The following is a 26,796-nucleotide window of genomic DNA, read 5'->3' as shown; positions in this document are numbered from 1 at the left end:
GGCACCGGGGCCCGCCTGTCAGCCGCCGATGACGACGACGGAGCGGAGCACCTCGCCGCGCTCCATGCGGTGGAAGGCGTCCTCCACCCCGTCGAGGGCGATCGTCTCGGACACGAAGCCGTCGAGGTCCAGGCGGCCCTGCAGGTAGAGGTCGATGAGCACGGGGAAGTCACGCGAGGGGAGGCAGTCGCCGTACCAACTGGGCTTCAGGCGGCCACCGCGGCCGAAGAACTCGATCATGGGTAGGTCGATGCGCATGTCGGGCGTGGGCACGCCCACCTGCACGAGGGTGCCGGCGAGGTCCCGGGCGAAGAACGCCTGCTCCATGACCGTGGGGTTGCCCACGGCCTCGATGCACACGTCGGCACCGTTGCCGCCGGTGAGGGAGCGGATCCGCTCCACCGGGTCCTGGCTCGAGGCGTCCACCGTGTCGGTGGCCCCGAAGCGGCGGGCGAGCTCGAGCTTCTCGGGGTCGAGGTCGACGGCGATGACGCGCGAGGCGCCTGCCAGAGTCGCGCCGGCGACGGCCGCACAGCCCACCCCGCCGCAGCCGAACACGGCCACCGAGTCGCCCTGGCCCACCTCGCCGGTGAACATCGCCGCGCCCAGGCCGGCCATGACGCCGCATCCCAGCAGCCCGGCCGCCTCGGGCCGGGCCCGGGGGTCGACCTTCGTGCACTGCCCGGCGGCCACGAGGGTCTTCTCCGCGAAGGCGCCGATGCCGAGCGCCGGCGCCAGCTCGGTGCCGTCGGCGAGGGTCATCTTCTGCGCGGCGTTGTGGGTGGCGAAGCAGTACCAGGGGCGGCCCCGGCGACAGGACCGGCACTCGCCGCACACCGCCCGCCAGTTCAAGACGACGAAGTCGCCCGGGGCCACCGAGGTGACGTCCGCGCCCACGGACTGCACGATGCCGGCCGCCTCGTGCCCGAGCAGGAAGGGGAAGTCGTCGTTGATCGCGCCCTCGCGGTAGTGGAGGTCGGTGTGGCACACGCCGCAGGCCTGGACGCGCACGAGCGCCTCGCCCGGCCCCGGGTCGGGGACGAGCACGGTCTCCAGAGAGACGGGGGCGCCTTTCGACCGGGCGACGACGCCGCGGACCTCGTGTGTCATCGGGTTCCTCCTCGACGGTCCTCGGTGACGGCGACGCCACCGCGTTGTCCGGTGACGGCGACCCGCCTGGGTGGTCGTGCTCACAGCTGCTCGGCGAACGCCGTGCCCCACTCTCGCCGGTCTCCTGGGTCCGGGACGACCGCCGGTGGGCAAGGTACCCGACGGGGACGGCCGGGAGCGAGAGCGCCAGGAGGGGTCGCCATGGCGCCGAGCTCGAGCGTGTGGACGAGCGGGGTCCACAGCCTCGTGCCGTGGCGAACCGAGATGGTGGGGCCTCCCGGTGCCGGCGGAACGAGGGGCCCCGTCACACGGGTGCGAGGGCGCCCCGCGTCGAACGAGAAGACCACGGCGATGAGCACCGGCAGTCTGACCTCGGGGGACGCCCCCGGGCGCGTCGCAGTGAGGATGCCGACGGGCATTGTCGCGTAGCGACTCGTCGGAGGCCAGACGCCCTATCCTTCGCGCGACACCGTCGACGGATCGGAGCGGGCGTGGCTGTCACCGGCTTGGCGAACCTGGCGGTCAAGGTGCGGGACCTCGACGCCGCGTGCTCGTTCTACGAGGCCGCGGGCGCCCAGGTGCGCGACCGCATGGTCTGGAACGGCGCGGAGCGCGCCGACGTCTTCCTCGGCCCCGTGATGATCACGCTGTTCACCCGCGCCGTCTACGAGGACAGTGTCGACGCACCCGAGGAAGGTTTTCTCCACCCCGCACTGTTCACCGACGACCTCGACGCCGAGTTGGAGGGACACGCCGTGGTGTGGGGACCGACGGTGGTCGAGGGTGCCTTCGGGAAGCGGCGGATCGCCTTCGTCGACGCGCCCGGCGGCATCCGTCTCGAGTTCATGGAACAACTCGAACCGCCGCGTTGAAGTCGCGGAGCCGGAGCCGGAGCCGGAGCCGGAGCGTCAGGCCGAACGCGCCGTCGGCGCCCCCGGATGCGTGACGCGTGCATCACCGCCGCGGTGGGCCCGGGCCGGTCGGCGCCCGTGCCGCCAGGCCCCGCAGCTCGCCGTCCTCGTCCCACCACGCCTCGGCGCGCCCGAAGCCGGCCGTCGAGAGGGTGGGGCGCAACGCCTCGTCCTGTGCGCCGCCCACCTCGACGAGCAGCCAGCCACCGCCCCGCAGGAGGCGGGCGGCGGCGCCGACCACGCGCCGAACGAGGTCGAGGCCGTCCTCGCCGCCGTCGAGGGCGGCGCGCGGCTCGTGACGCTGCACGTCGCGGGGCAGGAGCCGCATCTCCCCGGTCGGGACGTAGGGGGCCACCGCCGTCACGACGTCGAAGCGGCCGCCCCCGAGGGGGCGGTCGAGGTCGGCCACCACGGCTCGCACGCCGTTGCGCCGGGCACAGGCCGCGGCCCGGATGTCGATGTCGGTGCCGATGACCGTCGCCGCCGGGGCCTGCGCGGCGAGATGGGCGGCGACGGCACCGGCCCCGGTGCACAGGTCCACGGCCCGACCCTCGGGGGGGAGCACGGCGGCGGCGCGACGGGCGAGCTCCTCGCTCTGGATCCGGGGCACGTAGACACCCGGGACGACATGCAGTGCCCGGCCGCAGAACCGCAGTGAGCCCGTGATCCACGCCAGGGGCTCGCCGTCCTCCCGCCGCCGCAGCCATGCCTCCAGGGTGGCGGCGTCCGGCGCGGTGCCGAGGAGCTCCTCGGCTTCCTCGTCGGCGGCGACGCACCCCGCGGCCACGAGCCGGTCGACGACGACGACGCGCTCCGACGGCGACACCGCCGGGCTCAGGGGATCCGCCGGCCGTGGTCCGGCGTCGGGGTGCCATCGTCGGCACGGTTCACGCCGCCAGGGTAGGGGGCGCGCCGGGGTCGGATCGCCGGCAGGTGCGACGGTGAGCGCCGTCAGCCGGCGGCGGCGAAGACGGCGGCGTAGTTGAGGATCCCGGCGACGTAGGTCTTCGTCGACGGCAGCATCCCGGTCTTCTGGACGGAGAAGAGGCCCTGGTAGTAGCCGGCCAGGGCGACGTGGTCGTCGCCGCCGGCCCGCACGATCAGGTCATGGAGGTAGGCCGCCGCCATGGCGATGTTGTCGGCGGCGACGCGCGGGTCGAGTGTGGGGTTGTGCAGCAGCTTCGTGCGGGCGTAGTCCACCGTCGACGGCTCGAGCTGGCACAGCCCGATGGCGCCGGTCGAGGAGACGGCCGACGACTGCCAGCCGGACTCCCACCAGCACATCGCCTCCAGGAGGCCGGCCGGGACCCCCGACGCGCCGGCCGCGCTCAGGAAGGCGGGCCGCAGCGCCACGCGGTCGGGATGGGCGAGGAGCGCGGTGGGCAGGGGGCCGCCCGGCCCCCAACCGGGCGGGAGCGCCGGAGCGGGGAGCTGCAGCCGGGCGCCGGCGTACACGAGGTTGGCATTGGCGATGTGGTTGGTGGACATGAGTGCCGCCACCGTCGTGTGGTATTGCGCCGCGATCGACGTCAGGGTGTCACCGGGGCGCACCACCACCGATGCCGCGGGCGCCGGCGAGGTGGGCGCGGCCGGGGCCGCCGATCCCGAGGCGGGGGCCGTCGGCGGTGCTGTCACGGGGATCTGGAGCGTGGCGCCCGCGAAGATGCGGTTGGGGTCTTGGATGCCGTTGGCGGCTGCCAGCGCGGCCACCGTGGTGTGGTAGCGCGCCGCGATGGCGCTGAGCGTGTCGCCGGGCTGGACGGTGGTGGTCGCCGCGTAGGCGGGGTCGCCCGCACCGGCGCCCGCCAGCGATCCGGTCACGAGGGCGCACGCCACGACGAGCCCCGCCGCCAGCGCCCCCACGCGCCGGGGGCGGAGGTGCACGGCCCCGCGCCGGGGCCGGAGCGACGCCGTCACGCACAGCCGCCCGGGGGCGGCATGACGGCCCCGCCCGACGGCGGCTCCACCCTGCTCGGGGACCGGCGCGCCGGCCGGCCTGTCCAGATCCCTCTGGTCCGTCGTCACAGCAGGGGCTCCTGGGACGCCTGTGTCAGTTGTGACCACTGATGTTGTTTCGGCGCCGGCGAAGGCCGAATGAAGACTCCGTTGCGACAACACGGGTGCCGGGCGTCCCGGTGGGGCCCCCTACAGCGCCAGGACCCAGTCCCGTACGACCCCCGCCACCCGGGCATCCCGGCTCCGGAGGCCGTGGTCCGCGCCCTCGATCCAGACGTGGGTGACGGGGCCGGGGATGGCGGCGGTCGCCGCCTCGAGCTCCTCGGGGGCCGCGAAGGTGTCCCGCGTCCCGGACACGAAGAGGCACGGCACCGCCAGGAGGCCGAAATGCTCGGTCCGGAGGCGTTCGGGCTTCCCCGGGGGGTGCAGGGGATAGCTGACGAGGACCAGGGCCGCCGCCGGAAGGCCCTGTGCGACCGCCATCGAGCACATGCGCCCTCCCATCGAGCGCCCGCCCAGGGCGACGCGGCGCGGGGCGACCCGCAGCGCCCGGGCCAGCGACGCGGCGGCCTCGGCGACGGTGGCGATCAGCACGGGGGGTCGGTCCGGCGCCCGGCGGCCCGCCCGTCGGTAGGGGAAGTCGACGCGCTCGACGTGCACGCCGCGGGGGGTCAGCGCCTCGTCGATGGCGACGAGGGCGGGCTGGTCGCGTCCGGCGCTCGCGCCCGGGGTCAGCACGAGGCCGGCCACGCCACGGGCGCGTCGTCCCGGCGGTGCGGGCGCGGCCCCCCGCCTCGGCGCGCCGGCGCGCGTCGGTGCCGCGCTCAGCTGGCGGGCCCGGTGGCGAGCTGCACGGTGGCGCTGTGCTGGGTGCCCGCCTGGTCGACCCAGTCGAGCTGGACCTTGTCGCCGGGGTGGTGGCGGCCCATCAGTGTGGTGAGCGTGTTGGCGGAGTCGACCGTCTGTCCGCCGAGTGACACGATCACGTCGCCGGCCACGATGCCCGCCTGATCGGCGGGGGTGCCCGGCTCGACCGCGACGACCTGTGCACCGGCGGTGAACGTCGAATCGGTGACGCGCACCCCGATGAGGGCCGCGGCGCCGATGTGGACGGTGGCCGACCCCTGCCCGGAGATGATCTGCCGGGCGATCGCGATGGCGTGGTCGATGGGGATGGCGAACCCTTCGCTCGCGCCCGACTGGAACTGGAACCCGCTCGAGGCGGCCGTGTCGATGCCGACGACCTGTCCCTGGGAATCGACGAGCGGGCCGCCCGAGTCCCCCGGCTGGAGCGCGGCATTGGTCTGGATGAGCCCGGTCAGCTGCTCGGTGCTGCCGTCGGACTGATCACTGGCGGTGATGGCCTGGTCGAGCGCGGTGACGCTGCCGCCGGCGACGCTGGGCGTCCCGCCCACACCGCCGGCGTTCCCGATGGCGGTCACGGCGTCGCCGACGGCGACCGCCGACGACTTGCCGATGGACACGGTCTTCAGGCCCGACGCGCCCACCAGGCGGAGCACGGCGATGTCGTCGGACCGGTCGGTGCCCACCACGGTGGCGGTGTAGGTCTGGCCGTTGCCGACGTCGGTGACGCTGATGCTGGTGGCGCCGGCCACGACGTGGTTGTTGGTGAGCACCTCACCCGACGAGGTGAGCACCATGCCGGTGCCCGCCGCCTCGCCGCCTTCGAAGCCGAGCTTCGTGGTGATGTCGACGACGCCCGGGTCGACCTTGGCGGCGATCGTCGACGTGTCCGCGTTGCCGCCCGCTTGCGACGACTGCGGCGACGACCCGTTGAAGGCGGGGACGAACGTTCCGTTCTCGGTGGACGTGCGGCCCACCGCCACGCCGACGGCGGCCACGATGACGACCGCCAGGCTGATGGCGAGGACACGCAGGGGATGGTTCCGGGGTCTGCCCTGCAGGGGGATCCACACGGCCGGGCCACCCCAGTGCCCCGGTGGGCCCCAGTGCCCCCCGGCGTTCCAGGGCTGGTACGCGTCGCCCGGTCCCGACGGCCCCTGCGGACCGCCGCCGCTCGCACCTCCGCCGACGGGTTGGTGCACCCAGGTGTCGCCGGACGCGCCGGCAGGAGGTGGAGGGGTCGGTGCGGGTCCGGCGCGGTGCGACAGCAGGGACGGGTAGGGCGGCGCCGGAGGACGGGCGGTCCCCGGCGGGTAGGGGGCTCCCGGCGGGTAGGGGGCTCCCGGCGGGTATGAGGCGCCGGGGGGATAGGGGGCACCGGGGGGATAGGGGGCTCCCGGCGGGTAGACGGACCCCGGGGGGTAGGCGGGCGGCGGTGGATAGGTGGCGGCCGGGGAGAAGGTGCCGGGAGCGGCGGGAGCGGCGGGAGCGGCGGGAGCGGCGGGCGGAGCCGGGGGGGCGGTGGGCGGAGCCGGGGGGGCGGTGGGATCGGCGAAGGTCGGCTCGGCCGACGGCGCCGTCGGGGGTGGTACGGCGCCGTCGGTGGGGAGCCCGCGCCCGATCGCGTCCCCGCCGTTCGGCGTCGGGTCGGATGTCGCAGCTGGTTCGATCGTGTCGCTCAAGGCCCCTCCTCGTCTCGGGGGCTCGCGGCGGGCGTCGCGTTGCCTCGTCTACAACCCGAGTAGAGCGCCGCTACCTGTGAGCGCGCTTTGCGGCAGCTTTGGACCCGGTGAGACCTCTATCTTGCCGTGCCACGCACGGCTACCGGGCCGCGATGCCCGCCGCCAGCGGTGCCCGGCCCAGCGTGGCCTCCGTCCCGTGCCCGCCGGGAAACGTCGCCGCCCGGCCCGGGGTCACCGGGTACCATGCGCGCATGCTCCGATCCGACGTCGACGCCGTGCTCGCCGAGGTGCTCCGGGACCGCCGCCTCCTCGACCATCCCTTCTACCGCCGGTGGGAGGCGGGGACGCTCGAACGACACGAGCTGGCCGCCTATGCCGCGCAGTACCGGCACTTCGAGGCGGCGCTCCCCGACGTGCTCCAGCGGGTGGTCACCCAGCTCGAGGACCCGGTGGCGCGTGCGCTCGTCCAGGCCAACCTCGATGACGAGCGCGGTGTCCCCGAGCCCCACGTGGAGCTGTTCGAAGGCTTCGCCCGGGCCGTCGGGGCACCGTCGGGCGTCGAGGCCACGCCGGCCACGGCCGCGCTGGTCGAGACCTACTCGTCCGTGGCGGCCGAGTCGCCGCTGGCCGCGCTGGCCGCGTTGGCCGCCTACGAGGTCCAGGCCCCCGGGATCGCGGCGTCCAAGGCCGACGGCCTGCGCGCCCGGTACGGGGTGACCGGGGACGGCACCCGGTTCTGGGACGTGCACGCCGGCATCGACGAGGCCCACGGCGCGTGGATCGTCGATGCCATCGCCGCCGTCGGCGACGACACCGGGCCGGTGCGCTCGGCCGCCGGTGCCGCCGCTGCGGCGTGGTGGTCGTTCCTCGACGAGCGCGAGTCCTTGGCCCCCGCCGGGGCCGCCTGCTGACGTATCCCGGCGGCGGGACCCCGGTGGGCCCGTCGCGCCGGTCGCGCTCCCCGGGGCCGCCGGACCGGCACGGGGAATCGGCTGGGTCGCACCCCGGTAGCCTCGGGGCGAGTCATGTCCGAGCCCCGAAGCGGCGTCCCCCGCGACCAGACCAGCGGAGACCTCACCCACCGCCAGGTCCTGATCGTGCTCAGCGGGCTCATGCTGGGCATGCTCCTCGCCGCGCTGGACCAGACGATCGTGGCGACGGCCCTGCCGACGATCGTGGGGGAGCTGCACGGGCTCAACCATCTGTCGTGGGTGGTGACGGCCTACCTGCTCACCACCACGCTGTCGACGCCGCTGTACGGCAAGATCTCCGACCTCTACGGGCGCAAGAAGATCTTCCAGATCGCCATCGTGATCTTCCTCGCCGGCTCCGCGCTGTCGGGACTCAGCCGCAACATGGACCAGCTGATCGCCTTCCGGGCGTTGCAGGGCCTCGGCGGCGGCGGCCTGATGGCGCTCGCCATGGCCATCGTCGGCGACATCGTGAGCCCCAGGGAGCGGGGTCGCTACCAGGGGTACTTCGGGGCCGTGTTCGCGCTCGCCAGCTTCGGCGGCCCCCTCGCCGGCGGCTTCCTGACCGATCACCTGACCTGGCGCTGGATCTTCTACATCAACGTCCCGGTGGGGATCCTCGCCCTCGTCATCACGAGCGCCGTCCTGCGGCTGCCGGTGCCCGCCCGCGGCGACCATTCCATCGATTACCTGGGTTCGGCCCTGTTGGTGGGGGCGGTGACCCCGCTGTTGCTCGTCACCGTGCTCGGAGGGCGCTCGTTGCCGTGGGGGTCACCGACGATCATCGGCCTCGTGGTGCTGTCGCTCGCCATGATCGTGGCCGTCGTGTGGTGGGAGCGGCGGGCTCCCGAGCCGATCTTCCCGCCGCGCGCCTTCACCCGGCCGGTGGTCCGGGCCGCGTTGGGGATGACGTTCTTCGTGACGGCGGCCATGTTCGCCGTCACCATCTACATCCCCGTCTACCTCCAGCTCGTCGACGGCGTGTCACCCACACGCTCGGGCGTGCTGCTCCTGCCCCTCATGGCCGGGATGCTCACGACCTCGATCGTGTCGGGCCGGCTGGTGACGCGCTCCGGCCGCTACAAGGTCTTCCCCGTGTCGGGGACTGCGCTCATGACCCTCGGGATGTGGCTCCTCGTCCACCTGGGTGCCCACACCTCGCTGCTCGTGTCGAGCGGCTACCTGGTCGTCTTCGGCGTGGGTATGGGGATGACGCTGCAGATCGCCGTCGTCGCCGTCCAGAACGCCGTCGACCGCCGCGACATCGGCAGCGCCACCTCGGCGATCAGCTTCTTCCGCAACATCGGGGCGGCGAGCGGCACCGCCATGCTCGGCGCGGTGCTCGTGAGCAGGCTCGGCTTCTGGCTGCCGCGCCTGGTCCACGGCCGCACGACGCTCGACCTGTCGCAGTCGTTCACCATCACGCCGAAGGCCCTCCACGCGTTGCCCCCGGCGGTGCGAGCCGGTGTGGTGGAGTCCTTCGTGCGCTCCCTGCACCTCGTGTTCGTCGTCGGCGTCCCGCTGGCGGGGATCGCCCTCGTCTTCGCCCTGTTCCTCAAGGAGATCCCGCTGCGCGACAGCGTGAGCGCCCGTGGCGCCGCCGACAGCGCCCGGGCCGCTCCCGCCATCGCCGACAGCGGTTCCCCCGACGCTGTGGCGCTGGAGGGATCGTGGGGCGCTCCCGCCGCCCGGCCCACGTAGTCCGGGCGGCCCTGCGTGACCCCCGCGGACCAGCCCCCGCCCCCGCCTCCGCCGGGCTCCGGGCACCCGACCCCCCCGCCGGGCGCGGTGTGGGTGTGGCGTGCCCCGCCGGCCTGGCCGCCACCGCCCCCCGGGTGGACGCCGCCGGCAGGGTGGCAGCCGCCCCCGGCGTGGCCGCCCCCGCCCCCCGGGTGGCAGTTCTGGGTGCCGGCCGCCGGAGGCGTGGCACCGCCGCTGTACGGGCCCCCGCCCCGGGCGCCGGGCCCCCCGCCGCTCCCGCCCGTGCGCTTCGAGGCGCCCACGCGGCGCAACCTCGTGCGGGAGACCTGGTTCGTGGTCCTCGCCTTCGTGTTCCCCGGCGTGGTCTCGGCGGTGACGGTCCTCGTCCGCCACCTGCAGGGCGTCAGCGACGTCGACCGGTTCCCGACGGTGCTGCCGGGGCATCCCCTCACCAACATGATCCTGGGGATCGTCAACTACCTCGCCATCGCCGTGGTCGTCCCCGTGGCGCTCCTCCTGCTGGCGCGCACCGGGCAACCCCCGTCCTCCATCGGGCTCGGCCGGCCCCGGTTCATGGCGGACGTGTGGCCGGGCCTGGGGCTGGCGGCCGCCGCGTACGGGACCGCCATCGCGCTGCTCATCCCGTTCGCGGCGTTGTTGGCGGGCAACACCAAGGTGGTGAACCCGACGGTCGTGACGCACGTCCCCGCGTACTACGTCGTCTACGGCCTGGTCATCGCGGCCACGACGTCGATCACCGAGGAGGTGATCGTCAACGGGTACCTCCTCACCAGGCTGGAGCAGTTTGGCTGGTCACCACAGCGGGCGCTCGCGCTGAGCCTGACCCTGCGCACGAGCTACCACGTCTACTACGGGCTCGGCTTCCTGCTCACGGTGCCCTTCGGCTACTACGTCACCCGGTCGTTCCAGAAGCACCGCCGCCTCAACCGTCCCATCGCCGCCCACTTCGTCTACGACGCCGTCCTGATCACCATCTCGGTCCTGACCTCGTGACGGCGCGCCCCGGCCGTCCCGACGTGGAAGGCTTCCTGGCCGGGCGAGGCTGAGCGGGGAGGGGCGGTGGAGCTCGAAGGAGCGGCGGCGCTGGTCACGGGGGGAGCGAGCGGCATCGGTCTCGCCACCACCGAGCTCCTGCGCGCCGCGGGGGCCCGCGTGGCCGTCATCGACGTCCAGGACGTCCCTGTCGCCGTGGACCTGGCGCTGCGGTGCGACATCTCGGTGGAGGAGGAGGTCGTCTCCGGCGTGCGCCGGGCCCACGACGCCCTCGGGGGCATCGACGTGGCCGTGCTCAATGCCGGCGTCGGCGGTTTCGGCGCGCTGGTCGACCTGTCGAGCGCCGAGTGGGACCGGGTGATCGGGGTCAACCTGCGGGGCACCTTCCTGTGCCTGCGCGAAGTGGGCAGGGCGATGGTGGCGGGCGGTCGGGGCGGCGCGGTCGTGGCCGTGGGCTCGATCTCGGGGTTCCTCGCCGACCGGATGATGGGCCACTACAGCGTGTCCAAGGCCGGCGTGGCGGCATTGGTGCGCGTGGCCGCCCGAGAGCTCGGGCCCTTCGGCATACGGGTGAACGCCGTGGCCCCGGGGACGACAGACACCCCGATGTTCGCGTCGACCACGCGACTGCCCGGGTTCCGGGCGCGCGTCGCCGAGCGTGCCGCCCTCGGGGAGATCGGGACACCGCAGGGCGTCGCCCACGCCATCACGGCGTTGCTGCGACTCGACTGGGTGACCGGGCAGGTGTTGGCCGCCGACGGCGGCGTGTCACTGTGGAGCCCGATCGACCCGGCCGAGAGCCTGGGGTCGTAGCGCGCCGATGGGGGCCCGCGTCCACCACAGCGCCGTCCACGTCCGCGACCTCGACGCCAGCGTGGCCTTCTACCGCGACGGGCTCGGCCTCGACGTGCTCATGGACCGGGGGTTCGACGGCGACTGGCCGGCACTGTTCGACGTCCCGACGACGCGGCTGCGGTCCGTCTTCCTCGGCGACCGCAGCCACCCCGACGCCGGGGTGGTCGAGCTCGTCGTCTTCGGTGCCGGGCCCCCGGCCGGCCCGGGCGCCCGGCACGCCGCGGGCGCCGCCGGCCCGTCGCCGGGGCCGCCGCCGGGGCAGCCGCCCGCCGGCTTCTTCCTGCTGTCGTTCTTCGTCGACGTGGAGGAGGCGCTCGGGCGCCTGGCCGGCCTGGGGTACGGCCCGTTCCGCCGGATCGAGCAGCCCGGTCCGGCGGGGCCGGTGTCCATGGTGACCCTCGACGATCCCGACGGCGTGCTGATCGAGCTGATCGACGTGGCGGTCCCGGCCGGGGGCGACCGGCCGGGACCGGCACACGGGTAGGCACCGTGGCTGGGGGCGGGGACCGCATCCGCACCACGCACGCCGGGAGCCTGCCGCGGCCCCGGGCCCTCGCCGAGCTGCACGGGCGCCGCAGTCGGGGCGAGGTGGTCGACCCCGACGAATTGCGCCGGGCGGTGGAGGCGGCCACCGCAGCCGTCGTGGCCGCCCAGGTCGACGCCGGCATCGACATCGGCAACGACGGGGAGCAGAGCCGCGAGAGCTTCTTCACCTATGTCCGGCACCGCATGACGGGGTTCGGCGGGGCGAGCGAGCGCCCGCTCATGCAGGACCTCCTGGACCATCCCGACTTCCTGGACCTGGTGGTGCCGCGCAACCGTCGCCGCCAGGTGAACCTGATGGCCGCACCGGCGGCGGTAGGCGCCGTGGCCTACCGCGACACCACCGAGGTCGACGCCGAGTGTGCGCTGGTGGCCGGCGCCCCGTTCGAGCAGACGTTCATGACGGCGGCGTCGCCGGGCATCGTGGCCGCGGCGATGGAGAACCGCCACTACCCGTCGATGGAGGAGTACGTCGACGCCGTGGCCGCGGCGATGCGGGTCGAGTACCGCGCCATCGTGGATCGGGGGCTGCTCCTGCAGATCGACGCCCCCGACCTCGCGCTGGAGCGGCACACCCTGTTCGCGCCGCGCCCCCTGGACGACTTCCTGGCCTGGGTCGAGCTGGTGGTGGGGGCCGTCAACGGCGCCCTCGAGGGGATCGCCGCCGACCGGGTACGGCTCCATGTGTGCTGGGGGAACTACGAGGGACCGCACACGCTCGACGTCCCCCTCGACGAGATCCTGCCCCTGCTCTACCGGGCCCGGGTGGGCGCCCTCGTGGTGTCGATGGCCAACCCGCGCCACGCCCACGAGTACCGCTGCTTCGAACGGCACCCGCTCCCGGCGGGCATGGCCCTCGTGGCCGGGGTGATCGACACCACCACCAACTACGTCGAGCATCCCCAGGTGGTGGCCGAGCGCCTGGAGCGGGTGGTGGACGCCGTGGGGGACCCCCGGCGCGTGGTCGCCGGCACCGACTGCGGCTTCGACACGTCGGCGGGCATCGGCGACATCGCCCCGTCGGTGGTGTGGGAGAAGCTCAGGGCGCTGCGGGCGGGAGCGGACCTGGCCACGGCGAGGTTGTGGCCCGCCACCTGACGGGCGGGGCCCCCACAGCACACGCATAAGGTGGGGCCGACCGGGCGCGACGGCGCCCACGACCGAGCGGTGAGGTGCCGATGGAGTACGTAAACCTGGGGAGCACGGGCCTGCGCGTGTCGCGCGTCTGTCTCGGGATGATGAGCTTCGGCAACGACAGCGACCGCGCCTGGGTGCTCGACGAGGACGCCGCCGAGCCCATCGTGCGGGCGGCGGTGGAGGGGGGCGTCACCTTCTTCGATACCGCCGACACGTACTCGAACGGGGCCAGCGAAGTCGCCACCGGCCGGCTCGTGGGCAAGATGCTCACCCGCGACGAGGTCGTCATCGCCACCAAGGTGTTCATGCCGGTGACCCCGGGGGAGAACGGCGGCGGTCTGTCGCGCAAGCACGTGCTGTCGGCCATCGACGCCTCGCTCGGTCGGCTCGGCATGGACTACGTCGACCTCTACCAGGTCCACCGCTGGGACTACCGCACGCCCATCGAGGAGACCATGGCCGCCCTGCACGACGTCGTCCGGTCGGGCAAGGCGCGGTACATCGGCGCCAGCAGCATGTTCGCCTGGCAGTTCGCCAAGGCGCAGCATGTGGCCGACCGCAACGGTTGGACCCGGTTCGTGTCGATGCAGCCGCACTACAACCTCCTCTATCGGGAGGAGGAGCGCGAGATGATCCCCCAGTGCGTCGACCAGGGGGTCGGGGTCATCCCGTGGAGCCCCCTCGCCCGGGGCGTGCTCACCGGCAACCGCACCCGCGACGGCGAGCGGCGCACCACCCGCTCGGGGACCGATCCCTTCACGGACTACCTCTACAGCCAGCCGTCGGACTTCGACGTGGTGGACCGCGTCGCCGCCGTGGCCGCCGAGCGCGACGTCCCGCCGGCGCAGGTGGCGCTGGCGTGGCTGCTGCACAAGCCCGGCGTCACCGCCCCGATCGTGGGCGCCACCAAGCTGGCCCACCTCACCGACGCGCTGGCGGCCGAGAAGCTGTCCCTCGCCGCCGAGGAGATCGCCCGCCTCGAGGAGCCCTACCTCGCCCATCCGGTCCTCGGGCACTCCTGACGCCGCCGTGCCCCCGGCCGGCCGCGGCGCCCGCCCGGGGCGCGGCGCCCCGGCGCGTCGCGCTCAGACCAGGATGCGCTCGTCGGGGGCGCGCACGCCCACGACGGCGAGCACCCGCCCGAGCCCGAGGAACATCCCGCAGCACATGGTGAGGTCGGCGAGCTCCTCGTCGGAGAACGCCGCGTGCAGCCGTCCCCACAGGTCGTCGCCCATGCCCAGGTGGTCGATGGCGAAGCGCTGGGCGAATTCGGCGGCGAGGCGCTCGCGCTCGCTCAGCGCCGAGCTCGCCCGCCAGTCGGCGACCTCGCCGTAGAAGCCCTCGTCGACGCCGGCGGCCGCACCGTGGCGGGCGCGGGTGTCCTGGCACACCACGCAGTCGTTGATGAGGGCGATCGTCCACCGGGCGGCCTCGCGCTCGCGCAGCGCGAGCGTGGTGTTGGTGTAGACGGCATCGGAGAGCGCGCCCATGCCCACCGCCATCTCCGGGCGCAGCAGCGCCCAGTCGACGTGCTCGCCGTAGCCGCGTTCGGGGAACGAGATCCGTGCCATGCCCGAACGCTACCGCGCCCGCTCGTGCCCGGCCGGGTCCCGGGGACCGCCGCCGCCCCTCCGATGGGGCCCCTGCGCCGCGGCCCATGCGCTGAGGCCCGCGCGCTGCGGGATGGTGCGAGGATCGGGACGGCGCGATCGGAGAGGAGCCGGGCGGGTCGCCCGGGCCTGACAAGGAGGCGATGATGCGGTTGGACGCAGGCAAGGTGGCCGTCGTCACGGGGGCGGCGAGCGGGATCGGCCTCGGGCTGGCGGAGCGGTTCGCCCGGTCGGGGCTCGACGTGGTGCTCGCCGACGTCGACGAGCCGGGCCTGCAGGCGGCATCCGAACGGGTGGGCGCGGCCGGCGTGTCGACGCTGGCGGTGGTCACCGACGTGAGCGATCCCCGGGCGGTGGAATCGTTGGCGGCCGCCGCCGTGGAGCGGTTCGGGTCCGTCCACGTCGTGTGCAACAACGCCGGGGTGGTGAGCCTGGCCGACCCGTGGTCCGGCCCGCTGGCCGCATGGGAGTGGGTGGTGGGCGTCAACCTGTGGGGCGTCGTCCACGGCGTCCGGGCGTTCCTGCCGCTCCTCGTCGCCCAGGGTGAGGGGCACATCGTCAACACCGCCAGCATGGCCGGGCTCGCGCCGGGGTTCGGTGCGGCGTACGACGCCACCAAGCACGCCGTGGTGGCGCTGACCGAGGACCTCTACACCACGCTGCGCATGACGGGGCTGCCCGTCGGGGTGAGCGTCCTGTGCCCGGGATGGGTGCGCACCGGGATCATCGACGCCGAGCGCAATTGGCCGGGGCACATGGGGGCCGTCCCGCCGCACGGGTTCGGCAGCGGCGTGATCGCCACCCATGTCCGGCGGGCCCTCGACGAAGGGGCCCCCGTCGCCGCCGTGGCTGACGCCGTGGCCGACGCCGTCGAGGCCGCCCGGTTCTGGGTCCTGCCGCACCCCGAGTTCGTGGACCTCGCCGTCCGGCGTTGGCACAGCATCGCCGAGGGCGCCGACCCCGAGCCGATGCAGGACGTGCCCGGGCTCCCGCCGGCGGGCCAGATCGCCGGGGAGATCGCCGCCCTGCTCACCCCGCCGGTGTCGTAGGCCACCGCGCCCCGGCGCCAGCAGGCCCGTGCCCACCCGCGGTGGGGCGGAGCGCGGGCCTACCCTAAGCCGGTGCGGGGCGCGGCGTCTGTGGTCGTGGTGGGGTCCGGAGCGGCCGGGCTCACGGCCGCCCTGGCCGCCGCGGGTGCGGGCGCCGACGTGCTCGTGCTCGAAGGCGCGGGCGCCGTGGGGGGGACGACCGCCATGTCGGGCGGCGTGGCGTGGCTGCCGGGCCACGGGCGCGCGCCGGGGGTGTGCGGCGACGACGATGCGGGCCGAGCGCTGGCGTACCTGTGCGCGGCGGCGGGCGGCGACGTGGACGTCGGGCTCATGCGCGCCTTCGTCTCCGACGCCGGCAGGGTGGCCGCCGAGCTGGAGCGGCGCACACCCCTGCAGTGGGAGGTGCTCGCCCACTGGCCCGACTACCGCGGCGAGCTCACCGGCGCCAGCGCGGGTGGGCGGTCGCTGTGGCCGCGGGCCCTCCGGCTCCCGGCGGCGGTCGAGGCCCGCATCCAGCCCGCCCTCGACCAGCCGAGCCCGGCGGAGGCGACCCCGTCGGCGCGATCGCGGGCCGTGCCGGCCAACGACGGGGTGGTGCTGCGTGGCCATGTGCGCGGCCGCGCCCTCGTGGGTGGCCTGCTCGCCGCGGTCCTCGACGCCGGCGCCGAGGTGAGGACGCGGGCGCGTGCCGGCGCCCTGATGGTCGACGACGGCGCGGTGACGGGCGTGGTCGTCGACGGGCAACACCACACGGGACGGGTCGTGCTCGCCGCCGGTGGCTTCCAGCACGACGCCGGCTTGGTGGCCGAGCTGCTGCCGGGCGCGGCCGTCGCCCCCATGGGGCCGCCGGGCTGCGCCGGCGACGCCGTGCGCATGGCGCGGGCGGCCGGTGCCGTGCTCGGCAACACGGCGGAGAGCTGGTGGATGCCGGCGATGGCGGTGCCGGGCGAGGCGGTCGGGGGCACCGCCCACTACCGGCCACTGCACGGGGAGCGCGCCCAACCGGGGGCGATCATGGTCGACGCCACCGGCCGGCGGTTCGTGGACGAGGCCCAGAACTACGGCGACGTGGGCCGGGCGATGCGGGGTGCCGGCCCGGGTACCGACGCGCCGGCGCCGGCGCCGGCGCGGGGGACGGCGCCCTGGTGGCTCGTCTTCGACGCCGCCTACCGCCACCGGTACCCCGTCGGGCCGCTCGACCCCGGCGGGCCCGACCCCGGATGGCTGGTGCGGGGAGACGACCTCGCCGGGCTGGCACGCGCCACCGGGTTGCCGGGCGACGCGCTGGCGGCGACGGTGGCCCGCTTCAACGCCGGCGCGGCGATCGGCGAGGACCCCGACTTCGGCCGGGGCTCGTATCCCTACGACCGGTGGATCGGGGACCCGGGCGCTGCGCACCCGACGTTGGCACCGATCACCGAGGCCCCCTTCTACGCGCTGGACGTGCACCTCGGATGCATGGGCACCAAGGGGGGGCCGCGCACCGACGACCGCGGGCGCGTGCTGTCGGCGTCGGGCCGGCCGATCGCCGGCCTCTACGCCGCGGGCAACGCCGCCGCCAGCCCGTTCGGCACCGCCACCGCCGCGGGTGGGGCCACCCTGGGCCCGGCGCTCGTCTTCGGGTTCCGCGCCGGCGAGGCCGCGGCGGGCGACCGGTGACCGACACCCGCCGGGGCCCGGCCGCCGACGCCCGGCGCGACGTGCCGCACGGCGCCCGCATCGTGCAGGCGCTGCTCGACCAGGAGACCCGCCCCGTGCCCCCTGCCCTGCGCGCCGTGGGCAGCGCCCTGGAGGACGCCGCCGGTGGACGGCCGTCGGGTGTGGCCCGGGCGCGCTACACGAGCCGCGCCGTGCACGACCTCGAGGTCGACCGGGTGTGGCGGCGGGTGTGGCAGATGGCGTGCCGCGAGGAGCAGGTCCCCGAGGTCGGCGACTGCGTCGTCTACGCCGCGCCCGGAGTGTCGCTCGTCGTCGTGCGCAGCGCACCCGGCGAGCTCCGCGCCTTCCACAACTCGTGCCTGCACCGGGGGACGCAGCTGCGCACGCAGCCCGGCCACATCGGCGAGTTGCGCTGCCCGTTCCACGGCTTCACCTGGGATCTCGACGGCTCCTTCGCCGGCATGCCGTGCCCCTGGGACTTCCCCCACGTCGACGCGGCGAGCTTCGGCCTGCCCGAGGCCCGGGTGGGGACGTGGGGGGGCTTCGTCTTCGTGACGGTCGACCCCGAGGCGGAGCCCCTCGAGGACTACCTCGAGATCCTCCCCGAGCACTTCGCCCCGTGGGACCTCGGTGACCGGTACCTCGCCGCGCACGTGGTGGGCGCGGTGCCGTGCAATTGGAAGGTGGCCCTCGAGGCGTTCATCGAGAGCTACCACACCGTGGCCGTCCATCCGCAGCTGCTCACCACCAGTGGCGACGCGCAGACCCAGTACGACGTGTACGACGGTGTCCGCCACGTCAACCGCATGATCACGCCCGTCGGTATCGCCAGCGAGCACGTGGGGCACCCCGTGGCCGAGCAGGACATCGTCGACGCCATGTTCCTCACCAAGGACGACCCCGACGCGGTGGTCCCCGACGGGTCCACGGCCCGGCAGGTGCTGGCCGATCGCACCCGGCGGCGACTGGCCGAGCGCACGGGGGGCGACTATTCCACCGTCACCGACTGCGAGGCCCTCGACGCCATCGAGTACTTCGTCTTCCCCAACTTCGTGCCGTGGGCCGGGTACACCACCCCCCTCGCCTACCGGTTCCGGCCCGACGGCGACGACCACCGCCGCGCCGTGATGGACGTCATGCTGCTCGAGCCCGTGCCGGTGGGCGGCCCGCGGCCCGCACCTTCCCCGACGCGCCACCTGGCCGACGGCGAGCGCTGGGCCGACGCCCCCGAGCTCGGGTACCTCGGCCGCATCCTCGACCAGGACACGGCCACGCTGGCGCGGGTCCAGCGCGGCCTCGAGGCGTCCGACGGCCCCGCCGTCACCCTGGCGAGCTACCAGGAGAGCCGCATCCGCCACTTCCACGACACACTCGGCTCGTACCTGGGGGAGTGACCGTGCCCCGGCCCGCACCCCTGCTCACCTCCTGCTGGGAGGCGGACGATGCCGATGGCCCCCTGGGCACGACGGTGGGCGGGATCCTGCGCGACGCGGCGCGTCGCAGTCCCGACACCGTCGCACTCGTGGAGGGTGTCCCCGAGCTCGACGAGCGGCGCCGGTGGACGTACGCGCAGCTCCTCGCCGACGCCACCCGCGCCGCGCACGCCCTGGTCGAGCGGTTCGCGCCGGGCGAGCGGGTGGCGGTGTGGGCCCCGAGCATCCCCGAGTCGCTCGTCCTCACCTACGCGGCGGCGTTGGCGGGCTTGGTGCTCGTCCCCGTCAACCCCCAGCTGCGCGCCGAGGAGGTGGGCCACGTGCTGCGTCAGTCGGGGGCGTCGGGCCTGTTCCTCGTGGCCGAGCACCGGGGCCTCGACCTCGCCGCCACCCTGGCGTCGGTGCGCGCCACGATCCCCGCCCTGCGGGAGGTCGTCGACCTCGGTGCGTGGGAGGCCTTCTGTCCCCCCGTCGCAGGCTCACCGGAGGCAGGCTCACCGGAGGCAGGCTCACCGGAGGCAGGGCCCCCATCGTGGGACGCCGCGCCCTCGCGGGTCATGGGCCCCGACGACGTGGCCCAGCTCGTGTACACGTCGGGGACCACCGGCGTCCCCAAAGGGGCGCTGCTGACCCACCGGGGCATGACGAACGCGGCGCGCCTCGGTGCCCTGCGGTTCGGCATGCGGCCGGGCGACGTCTACGTGCACACCATGCCGCTGTTCCACGTGGGCGGGCAGGTGGTCGCCTTTCAGCTGTGCCAGTCGTCGGCCACCACCGTGCTCGTGCCGTCGTTCGACCCCGGACTGGTCCTCGAGCTGGTGGAGCGCGAGCGGGCCACCCTGACCTGCGGGGTGCCGACCATGCTGCTCGCGCTCGTCGAGCACCCCGACTTCACCCGCCGGGACCTGTCCTCGCTGCGGGCCGTGAGCGGGGGAGGGGCCGTCGTCCCCACGGAGCTCGTGCGCCACGTGGAGAAGGCCCTCGGCGTGCAGTTCGCCATCGTGTTCGGCCAGACCGAGGCGAGCGGATTCATCTCGCAGACCCACCTCGACGACGCGCCCGAGGACAAGGCCGCCTCCCTGGGCGTGCCGCTGCCGGGCGTGAGCGCCCGGGTGGTGGACCCGGCCTCCGGTGCCGTGGTGCCCTGCGGCGCGGTCGGTGAGCTCGAGGTGCGCGGGCCCAACGTGATGGCCGGCTACCACGAGCTGCCCGAGGCGACGGCGGCGAGCTTCCGGGCCGGCGGGTGGCTGCGCACGGGCGACCTCGTGACCATGGACGACCGCGGGTTCCTGCGCATGGCGGGGCGCCTGAAGGAGATGATCGTCTCGGGAGGCGAGAACATCTTCCCCGTCGAGATCGAGAACGCCCTCGCCGAGCACCCCGACGTGGCCCGGGTCGCCGTGGTGGGCGTGCCCGACGACCGCTGGGGGGAGGCGGCCGTGGCGGTCGTCCTGCCCGTGGCGGGGCGCTCCCCGTCCGGGGTCGGGCTCGAGGGGTACCTCCGCGAGCGGCTGGCGGCTTTCAAGGTGCCGCGCCGGTGGCGCTTCGTCGACACCTTGCCGCTCACGGCGAGCGGCAAGGTGCAGAAGCACGTCCTGCGCATGCAGCTCGCCGACGACCCGGCCGACCTCCCCGGCTGATCCGCTCGCGGCCCTCCTTGTGGGGGTGCGCCCCCGGTGTCACCATGAGTCCCGCACCACCGGCGAGGGGGCCACGGGCCGGCAAGGAGGGACAGCGTGCACGACCTGATCGTCCGTGCCGGCACCGTCGTGGACGGCACCGGGTCACCGCCGCTCACCGCCGACGTGGCTGTCGACGACGGCCGCATCTCCATCGTGGGTGCGCTGGCCGGCGCCGCCGCCCGCCGCGTGATCGACGCCGAGGGCATGCTGGTCACCCCCGGGTGGGTGGACGTCCACACCCACTACGACGGGCAGGCCACGTGGGACGAGGTCCTGGCCCCGAGCGCGTGGCATGGCGTCACCACGCTCGTGACCGGCAATTGCGGCGTGGGGTTCGCTCCCGCCCGCCCTGACCGTCACGACTGGCTGATCGGCCTCATGGAGGGTGTCGAGGACATCCCGGGCACGGCGCTCGCCGAGGGGATCGAGTGGGAGTGGGAAACGTTCCCCGAGTACCTCGACGCGCTGGAGCGCCGCCGCTGGACCGTCGACGTGGGCACGCAGGTGGCCCACGGCGCGGTGCGCGCCTATGTGATGGGCGAGCGCGGCGCCCGCAACGAGCCCGCCGACGCCGCGGACATCGCCGCCATGCGCGCCATCGTGGCCGAGGCCCTCGCCGTCGGCGCGCTGGGTTTCTCCACGTCCCGCACCATCGCCCACCGCGCCATCGACGGCGAGCCGGTGCCGGGGACCTTCGCCGCCGAGGAGGAGCTCTTCGGGATCGGTGCCGCGCTGGGCGAGCTCGGCACCGGGATCTTCGAGCTCGCGCCCGTCGGCGTGGCCGGCGAGGACCTCGCCGCGCCGGCCAAGGAGGTCGACTGGATGCGCCGCCTGTCCGCCGCCATCGGCCGGCCCGTGACGTTCGCCCTCCTCCAGGTCCCCCCGGCCCCCGACCTGTGGCGCGAGCTGATGGACGCGTCGCTGGCCGCCGCCGACGAGGGTGCGCAGCTGTGGCCGCAGGTCGCCGCCCGGGCCACCGGCCTGCTGTCGGGCCACCACACCACCTACTGCGTCCTCGACGTCGTCCCCGCGTACCAGGCGCTCAAGGCGCGCCGGCTGGCGGACGCCGATCTGGCGGCGGCCCTGCGCGACCCGTCGGTGCGCCGGGACATCCTGTCGTTCCGGCCCGACGAGGCCACGGCCCGGGCCCTGGCGGACGGGTTCGCCATGACGTTCGTCCTCGGCACGCCGCCGAACTACGAGCCGGGCCCCGAGGACTCGCTGGCGGCGGTGGCAGCGGCGGCGGGCCGCGACCCCCTGGACGTGGCCTACGACGTCATGCTCGCGGACGACGGGCACGGCCTGCTGTACGTGCCGATCCTCAACTACGCGTCGCTGAGCCTCGACCCCGTGCGCGAGATGCTCCTGCACCCGAGGGCCGCCGCCGGGCTCGCCGACGGCGGTGCCCACTGCGGGTCGATCTGCGACTCCTCGCAGCCCACGTTCATGCTGACGCACTGGGCCCGCGACCGGACGCGCGGCGAGCGGCTGCCGCTCGAGTGGGTCGTGAAGAAGCAGACCCACGACACCGCCGCGCTCTACGGGCTCACCGACCGCGGCACCCTCGAGCCCGGCAAGCTCGCCGACATCAACGTGATCGACTACGAGCGACTGCAGCTCACCTCGCCGAGGGTCGTGGCCGACCTGCCCGCCGGGGGGCGGCGACTGGTGCAGGGGGCTGTGGGCTACCTCGCCACCGTCAAGTCGGGGACGACCACGTTCGAGGGCGGCGAGGACTGCGGGGCGCGCCCGGGCGTGCTGCTGCGCGGGGCACGGTGAGAGCCCGCCGGTGTCAGGGCGACGTGCGGCCGGTGACGTATTCCAGGATGCGGGTGTGCTTCTCGGTGTCGAGCAGCATGAGGTCGACGAGCAGCGGCCACAGCGTGCCCGTGTAGGAGCGCAGCCGCCGCCGCAGGCGCCGGAGCTCCGTTCGGTCACGCTTCTCCGAGGCGAGAAGCGCCTTGGTCTGGGCGACGAGCTCGGCGTCGTTGTCGACGTCGCCGATCCCCGAGCGCGGCAGGGCGGGCACGGGGCTCGTGAGCGTCCCCCAGGCGATCGCCTCGGCGATCTCGGCGAGGGTCTGGTGGTGCCGGCGCTCGTCCTCGATGATGAGACGCACGAGGTAGCGGGTCGCCGCCGAGGTCGACTCGTGCGCCAGGCGCTCGTAGCGCTCCAGGAGCACGCCCTCCTCGCGGCCGTGGCGCGTGATCCACTCGACCAGGTCCCGCTCGTCGGCACTGGCCCCGGCCTCTCGCAGGCCCCGGGTCGCCGAGTCGAACGGGTCGTCCCGGGGGGGCGCCGCCGCCGACGGGGTGTGGTTCGAGAAGCTGTCCATGTCCACACTGTCGTCACAGGGGCCCGGGCGCGAACAGGGTCCAAGGTCCCGAGGCTCCCGGGCCGAGCGCCAGGCGGCATACGGTGGGGGCGATGACACCCGGTGGCGACACCCTGCGGCAGATGTTCGGCACCATGACGCTGATCGCGGCCTGCGACGACGCCCTGCGCAGCGCCATCTCGGCGGGCGAGGCGACCCTCTCCTACTACTCGCCGCGCGGCCAGGAGGCCGTGGCGGCGGGGTTCGGTGCCGCCCTGCGTCCCGATGACTACCTCGTGACCACCTACCGGGGGATGCACGACCAGATCGCCAAGGGCGTGCCGCTGCGCCCGCTGCTGGCCGAGATGGTGGGGCGGGCCGAGGGCACGGGCAAGGGGAAGGGCGGGCCCATGCACGTCGTGTGGCCCGACGCCGGGCTCATGCTGACGACGGGCGTGGTCGGCTCGGGCCTACCCATCGCCGCGGGCCTGGCCTGGGCGGCGCAGCGTGACCACGCCGGGGCTCCGGCGGCGGGCTCCGGTGCCGCCCGCGGTGCCGGGCCGCGCGTGACGGTCGCCTCGTTCGGCGACGGGGCCACCAACATCGGCGCCTTCCACGAGGCGGCCAACCTGGCCGCCGTGTGGCGGCTGCCGGTCGTGTTCCTGTGCCAGAACAACGGCTACGGCGAGCACACCGCCTTCGCCGACCATCAGCGCACCGCGCACGTGGCGCAGCGCGCCGCGGCCTACGGCATGCCCGGGGTGACCGTCGACGGCAACGACCCCGTGGCCGTGTACGAGGCCGTCGCCGAGGCCGCCGCCCAGGCCCGGGCGGGGGAGGGCCCCACCCTCGTGGAGGCCGTCACCTACCGGCTCTTCGGCCACGTCTTCGGCGATCGCATGGCCTACGTCGACCCTGCCGAGCTCGCCGCCGCGTGGGAGCACGAGCCCGTGGCCCGGTTCCGGCGCCGACTCATCGAGCAGGGGCTGCTCACCGAGGAGTCCGCGGCCGAGGTGGAGGCCCGGTGCGCGGCGCGGGCCACCGGCACCCTGTCGGAGGTCCTCGGCCTCCCCGAGCCCGGCGCCGACGAGGTGCTCACCGACGTCGTCTCGCGGTCGCTGCCGCTGACGGTGCCGGCGTCGGCACCGGCAGGCGACATGAGCGTGCGGTCCGCCATCACGCTGGCGCTCGACGAGGCCCTGTCGGCGGATGACCGCGTGGTGCTGCTCGGCGAGGACATCTCCGACACGGGCGTGTTCGGGGTGACCAAGGGGCTGGCGGCCAAGCACGGCAGGGACCGGGTGCGCGACACCCCCATCTCCGAGCAGGCCATCGTGGGAGCGGCTGTGGGCGCCGCCCTCGGCGGGCTGCGGCCCGTGGCCGAGGTGATGTTCATGGACTTCCTCGGGCTGTGCCTCGACCAGCTGGCCAACCACGCCGCCAAGCTCCGCTACATGTCCGGTGGCCTCACGCCCGTCCCCATGGTGCTGCGCACCGCGGTGGGTGGCGGGCTGCAGGTGGGGGCCCAGCACTCGCAGATGCTCGAGGCCTGGCTCGCCCACGTCCCGGGGCTGAAGGTCGTCGTGCCCAGCACGCCGTCGGACGCCCGGGCCCTGCTGGCGTCGTGCATCGCCGACGAGGACCCCTGTGTCTTCATCGAGCAGGTGCCCCTCCTCGCCCGCAAGGGGCCGGTCGACGGCACGCCGGTCCCGCTCGGCGTGGCCGACGTCAAGCGGCCCGGCTCGGACGTGACCGTCGTCACCTACGGTCGCCAGGTGCACGAGGCGGTGGCGGTCGCCGAGGCCCTCGCCCCCCGCGGCGTCGAGGTCGAGGTCCTCGACCTGCGGTCGCTCGTCCCCCTCGACGAGGCCGCCGTCGTGGACTCGGTCAGGCGCACGCGCCGGGCCGTCGTCCTGCACGAGGCCGTCGTCACCGGCGGTTTCGGGGCGGAGCTCGCCGCGGGGATCTCCGAGGTGCTGTTCGACCGGCTGGCGGCGCCCGTCCTGCGCGTCGGGGCCCTGCCCGCCCCGCTCCCCTACGCCAAGGGGCTCGAACGCCTCGCCCTGCCCGGGCCCGACCGCCTGCTCGAAGCGATCGAGTGGGTCATCGCCTTCTCGCGCTGAGCGCCCGGCCGTGCTGCTGCGCCTGCCCAAGATCGGCATGGAGATGACCGAGGCGGTCCTGGCGCGCTGGCTGGTCGACGACGGGGCCGTCGTCGCCAAGGGCCAGGCCCTCTACGAGATGGAGACGGACAAGGTCACCAACGAGGTCGACGCGCCGGTGGCGGGGCGGGTGCGACTGACGGCGCGGGAGGGCGAGACGTACCAGGTCGGGGACCCAGTGGCCGAGATCGGGCCCTGATCCCGGGCGGGGTGGCCCAGGTCGCGACAGCCCGACCGGGGCGCCCGCCGCCCGACGTCGCGACTGTCCGACTCGACGCCGGACACTGTCGGCGACGGCATGCCATCCTGGGCCGGCCCCGTGCCGCGTCGGCCCGGTGCTCTCGGAGGAGGCGTGGTGTCGCTGCCATGGCGCGGTCAGCTGGCGGGCCGCATGGACGAGCACGTCGTGACCTCGACGGCGCTGCGCGGCAACCCGCTCGGCGACGCCGTGGAGCGGCCCCTGTGGGTGTACGTCCCCCCGGGGTACGACGACGGCGACGCCCGCCTGCCGTCGGTCTACGTCATCCAGGGTTACACCGGCCACGTGGCCATGTGGGCCAATCGCGACCCGTTCCGCCGGCCGTTCCCGGAGGAGGCCGACGCGCTGTTCGCCTCCGGCCAGGCGCCGCCGTGCATCGTGGTGTGGGTCGACGCCTGGACCGCCTACGGCGGGTCCCAATTCGTCGACTCACCGGGGACGGGCAACTACCACACCTACCTCTGCGAGGACGTGGTCCCCTTCGTCGACGCCCGCTATCGCACGCTCGACGCCGCCGCCCATCGCGGCATCCAGGGCAAGTCGAGCGGGGGGTTCGGGGCGATGATCACACCGATGCTGCGTCCCGACCTCTTCGGCGGGCTCGCCTCTCACTCCGGGGACGCGCTGTACGAGTGCTGCTACATCCCCGAGTTCCCGAAGGCGGTGCGCGCCCTGCGGGCCTGGGACGGCGACATCGGCCGCTGGTGGGACGACTTCAGGGCGCGTCCCCCGTTCACGAGGTCGGAGGACCACACGCTGCTGATGCTGCTCGGCGTGTCGGCGTGCTTCTCCGCCGAAGAGGACGGCACACCCGTGCTCCCGTTCGACCCCGCCACCGGGATGCTGCGCCCGCAGGTCTGGGATCGCTGGCTGGCGTGGGACCCGGTGCGGATGGTGCCCCGGCACGCCGACGCGCTGCGCGCCCTGCGGGCGGTGTGGATCGACGCCGGCACGCGTGACGAGTGGTACCTGGACCTGGGCGCCGTGGCCGTGCGGGACGCCTTGGCGGGCGTGGGGGTGACCGACGTGCGCTTCGAGTTGTTCGACGCCACCCACGGCGGCGTCAGCTGGCGCTACCCGAAGTCGCTCGCCTTCCTGGCCGAGCGCCTGTCGCCCGTCACTCGCTGAAGATCTGCTCCACGAGCGTCGCCACCAGGCCGCCCACCAGGGCGTCGGACAGGTCCCGGGCGATGGTCGTGCCGACGTGCTCGCTGACCTCGCCGCCGGTCGTGGTGGGACCCACCTTCAGCTTGACCCGGACGAACTCGCACGCCTCGGTGGCCGTGATCGTCAGCCGGCCGGGCCCGCGGCCGCCGAACCGGTCGAGCCACAGGGCGAGGTCGAAGCTCCGCGGCACCCGGGCGGGCTGGTCGCGCAGGGTCTCGGTCACACGGGCCTCGAGGCCCCATTCCCGGAGCATCGCCGCGCTCGACTCCAGCACGGGGCGCAGCTCACCGTGGCACTGGGTGCGGAAGGCGTCGAAGGAGGCCTCCGCCTGCGCCCGCAGGGCGTTGTGGCGGGCGCTGCGGGCGGCGTCCCCCGACAGGCCCGCCGACAGGACCAGGTCGATCCGGGACTTCCACAGGTCCTCGCCACGCGCCGCGGGGTCGAACACCTGCGGCTCCGTCGCCCGCCGGGCCCGGGGCCCCGCCGGCGCGCCCGTGGGCACGACGGTGAGCGGCGACGGGGCGGCCGTCCGCCACAGCCGTTCGTCACGTCCGTTGTGCCCCACGGTGTGGGTGTCGTCGACGATGGACATGCGCCCCCCTGTTGACCGGCCGCCGCCCCCCGGCGCCGCCCGACGGTCCACCCTCGCAGGCCTTGCTCACCGGACCCTCTATGCCGCCTCAACAATCGGCCAACCGGGACGGGCCGCGTTCGGGC

At 74.7% G+C, this 26,796-nt stretch carries 24 protein-coding genes; 16 read left to right on the top strand and 8 right to left on the bottom strand.

Annotated features, from left to right (window positions below):
* Positions 1 to 18: 18 nt before the first annotated feature.
* Positions 19 to 1,110 carry an S-(hydroxymethyl)mycothiol dehydrogenase gene (locus tag VMV22_13035; protein HUY23254.1) on the bottom strand — a complete coding sequence of 364 codons (1,092 nt, stop codon included), beginning with the start codon at positions 1,108 to 1,110 and terminating at the stop codon, positions 19 to 21.
* Positions 1,111 to 1,601: 491 nt separating this feature from the next.
* Between VMV22_13035 and VMV22_13030 the strand changes: the two genes are divergently transcribed.
* A complete protein-coding gene (locus VMV22_13030; protein ID HUY23253.1) occupies positions 1,602 to 1,982 on the top strand; it encodes a hypothetical protein in 381 nt (126 codons plus the stop codon).
* An 82-nt stretch (positions 1,983 to 2,064) separates the two neighbouring features.
* On the opposite strand, the gene VMV22_13025 is transcribed toward VMV22_13030, so the two are convergent.
* The 4 genes from VMV22_13025 to VMV22_13010 all read right to left on the bottom strand — a co-directional run bounded on the left by VMV22_13025 (position 2,065) and on the right by VMV22_13010 (position 5,914).
* Positions 2,065 to 2,847, bottom strand: a complete 783-nt coding sequence (locus VMV22_13025) for a HemK family protein methyltransferase (GenBank protein HUY23252.1) — start codon at positions 2,845 to 2,847, stop codon at positions 2,065 to 2,067.
* A gap of 125 nt (positions 2,848 to 2,972) precedes the next feature.
* Positions 2,973 to 4,046, bottom strand: coding sequence for a LysM peptidoglycan-binding domain-containing protein (locus tag VMV22_13020; GenBank protein HUY23251.1), 1,074 nt, complete (start codon positions 4,044 to 4,046; stop codon positions 2,973 to 2,975).
* A 120-nt stretch (positions 4,047 to 4,166) separates the two neighbouring features.
* On the bottom strand, positions 4,167 to 4,727 hold the full coding sequence (locus tag VMV22_13015; GenBank protein ID HUY23250.1) for an alpha/beta family hydrolase: 561 nt from the start codon (positions 4,725 to 4,727) through the stop codon (positions 4,167 to 4,169).
* 74 nt (positions 4,728 to 4,801) lie between these two features.
* On the bottom strand, positions 4,802 to 5,914 hold the full coding sequence (locus tag VMV22_13010; GenBank protein HUY23249.1) for a trypsin-like peptidase domain-containing protein: 1,113 nt from the start codon (positions 5,912 to 5,914) through the stop codon (positions 4,802 to 4,804).
* A gap of 860 nt (positions 5,915 to 6,774) precedes the next feature.
* Between VMV22_13010 and VMV22_13005 the strand changes: the two genes are divergently transcribed.
* The 7 genes from VMV22_13005 to VMV22_12975 all read left to right on the top strand — a co-directional run bounded on the left by VMV22_13005 (position 6,775) and on the right by VMV22_12975 (position 13,766).
* Positions 6,775 to 7,434, top strand: coding sequence for an iron-containing redox enzyme family protein (locus VMV22_13005; GenBank protein HUY23248.1), 660 nt, complete (start codon positions 6,775 to 6,777; stop codon positions 7,432 to 7,434).
* A gap of 114 nt (positions 7,435 to 7,548) precedes the next feature.
* Positions 7,549 to 9,195: an MDR family MFS transporter gene (locus tag VMV22_13000; protein ID HUY23247.1), complete on the top strand. Its 1,647-nt coding sequence runs from the start codon at positions 7,549 to 7,551 to the stop codon at positions 9,193 to 9,195.
* A gap of 204 nt (positions 9,196 to 9,399) precedes the next feature.
* Positions 9,400 to 10,209 (top strand): CPBP family intramembrane glutamic endopeptidase, encoded by an 810-nt coding sequence (locus VMV22_12995; GenBank protein HUY23246.1) that lies wholly within the window; start codon positions 9,400 to 9,402, stop codon positions 10,207 to 10,209.
* A gap of 66 nt (positions 10,210 to 10,275) precedes the next feature.
* Positions 10,276 to 11,022, top strand: coding sequence for an SDR family oxidoreductase (locus VMV22_12990; protein ID HUY23245.1), 747 nt, complete (start codon positions 10,276 to 10,278; stop codon positions 11,020 to 11,022).
* 7 nt (positions 11,023 to 11,029) lie between these two features.
* Entirely contained in the window at positions 11,030 to 11,548 is a 519-nt protein-coding gene (locus tag VMV22_12985) for a VOC family protein (protein ID HUY23244.1), read from the top strand.
* Between the two features lie 5 nt (positions 11,549 to 11,553).
* A complete protein-coding gene (locus VMV22_12980; protein ID HUY23243.1) occupies positions 11,554 to 12,705 on the top strand; it encodes a hypothetical protein in 1,152 nt (383 codons plus the stop codon).
* A gap of 80 nt (positions 12,706 to 12,785) precedes the next feature.
* Positions 12,786 to 13,766 carry an aldo/keto reductase gene (locus VMV22_12975; protein HUY23242.1) on the top strand — a complete coding sequence of 327 codons (981 nt, stop codon included), beginning with the start codon at positions 12,786 to 12,788 and terminating at the stop codon, positions 13,764 to 13,766.
* Between the two features lie 63 nt (positions 13,767 to 13,829).
* On the opposite strand, the gene VMV22_12970 is transcribed toward VMV22_12975, so the two are convergent.
* Positions 13,830 to 14,315, bottom strand: coding sequence for a carboxymuconolactone decarboxylase family protein (locus VMV22_12970; GenBank protein ID HUY23241.1), 486 nt, complete (start codon positions 14,313 to 14,315; stop codon positions 13,830 to 13,832).
* Positions 14,316 to 14,500: 185 nt separating this feature from the next.
* Between VMV22_12970 and VMV22_12965 the strand changes: the two genes are divergently transcribed.
* The 5 genes from VMV22_12965 to VMV22_12945 all read left to right on the top strand — a co-directional run bounded on the left by VMV22_12965 (position 14,501) and on the right by VMV22_12945 (position 21,956).
* On the top strand, positions 14,501 to 15,403 hold the full coding sequence (locus VMV22_12965; protein HUY23240.1) for an SDR family NAD(P)-dependent oxidoreductase: 903 nt from the start codon (positions 14,501 to 14,503) through the stop codon (positions 15,401 to 15,403).
* A 72-nt stretch (positions 15,404 to 15,475) separates the two neighbouring features.
* Entirely contained in the window at positions 15,476 to 17,062 is a 1,587-nt protein-coding gene (locus tag VMV22_12960; GenBank protein ID HUY23239.1) for an FAD-dependent oxidoreductase, read from the top strand.
* Positions 17,059 to 18,456 carry an aromatic ring-hydroxylating dioxygenase subunit alpha gene (locus VMV22_12955; GenBank protein ID HUY23238.1) on the top strand — a complete coding sequence of 466 codons (1,398 nt, stop codon included), beginning with the start codon at positions 17,059 to 17,061 and terminating at the stop codon, positions 18,454 to 18,456. The genes VMV22_12960 and VMV22_12955 overlap by 4 nt, the downstream gene beginning before the upstream one ends.
* Before the next feature lie 2 nt (positions 18,457 to 18,458).
* Positions 18,459 to 20,135 carry a class I adenylate-forming enzyme family protein gene (locus VMV22_12950; protein HUY23237.1) on the top strand — a complete coding sequence of 559 codons (1,677 nt, stop codon included), beginning with the start codon at positions 18,459 to 18,461 and terminating at the stop codon, positions 20,133 to 20,135.
* A gap of 96 nt (positions 20,136 to 20,231) precedes the next feature.
* Positions 20,232 to 21,956, top strand: coding sequence for an amidohydrolase family protein (locus tag VMV22_12945; GenBank protein HUY23236.1), 1,725 nt, complete (start codon positions 20,232 to 20,234; stop codon positions 21,954 to 21,956).
* A 13-nt stretch (positions 21,957 to 21,969) separates the two neighbouring features.
* Here VMV22_12945 and VMV22_12940 read toward each other — a convergent pair whose 3' ends face one another.
* Complete coding sequence (locus VMV22_12940) at positions 21,970 to 22,512, bottom strand: hypothetical protein (protein ID HUY23235.1); 543 nt, start codon at positions 22,510 to 22,512, stop codon at positions 21,970 to 21,972.
* 92 nt (positions 22,513 to 22,604) lie between these two features.
* Between VMV22_12940 and VMV22_12935 the strand changes: the two genes are divergently transcribed.
* From VMV22_12935 to VMV22_12925, 3 genes are all read left to right on the top strand, one after another.
* Positions 22,605 to 24,614 carry a thiamine pyrophosphate-dependent enzyme gene (locus tag VMV22_12935; protein HUY23234.1) on the top strand — a complete coding sequence of 670 codons (2,010 nt, stop codon included), beginning with the start codon at positions 22,605 to 22,607 and terminating at the stop codon, positions 24,612 to 24,614.
* Positions 24,615 to 24,624: 10 nt separating this feature from the next.
* Positions 24,625 to 24,852 carry a lipoyl domain-containing protein gene (locus VMV22_12930; protein HUY23233.1) on the top strand — a complete coding sequence of 76 codons (228 nt, stop codon included), beginning with the start codon at positions 24,625 to 24,627 and terminating at the stop codon, positions 24,850 to 24,852.
* Positions 24,853 to 25,005: 153 nt separating this feature from the next.
* A complete protein-coding gene (locus VMV22_12925) occupies positions 25,006 to 26,040 on the top strand; it encodes an alpha/beta hydrolase-fold protein (GenBank protein HUY23232.1) in 1,035 nt (344 codons plus the stop codon).
* On the opposite strand, the gene VMV22_12920 is transcribed toward VMV22_12925, so the two are convergent.
* Positions 26,030 to 26,671, bottom strand: coding sequence for a hypothetical protein (locus VMV22_12920; protein HUY23231.1), 642 nt, complete (start codon positions 26,669 to 26,671; stop codon positions 26,030 to 26,032). The genes VMV22_12925 and VMV22_12920 overlap by 11 nt on opposite strands.
* Between the last annotated feature and the right edge of the window lie 125 nt (positions 26,672 to 26,796).

The sequence above is a fragment of the Acidimicrobiales bacterium genome, from assembly GCA_035531755.1.
GTDB lineage: Bacteria > Actinomycetota > Acidimicrobiia > Acidimicrobiales > UBA8190 > DATKSK01.
Note: the sequence above shows the minus strand (reverse complement) of the source record. Positions and strands in the feature narration are given on the sequence as shown.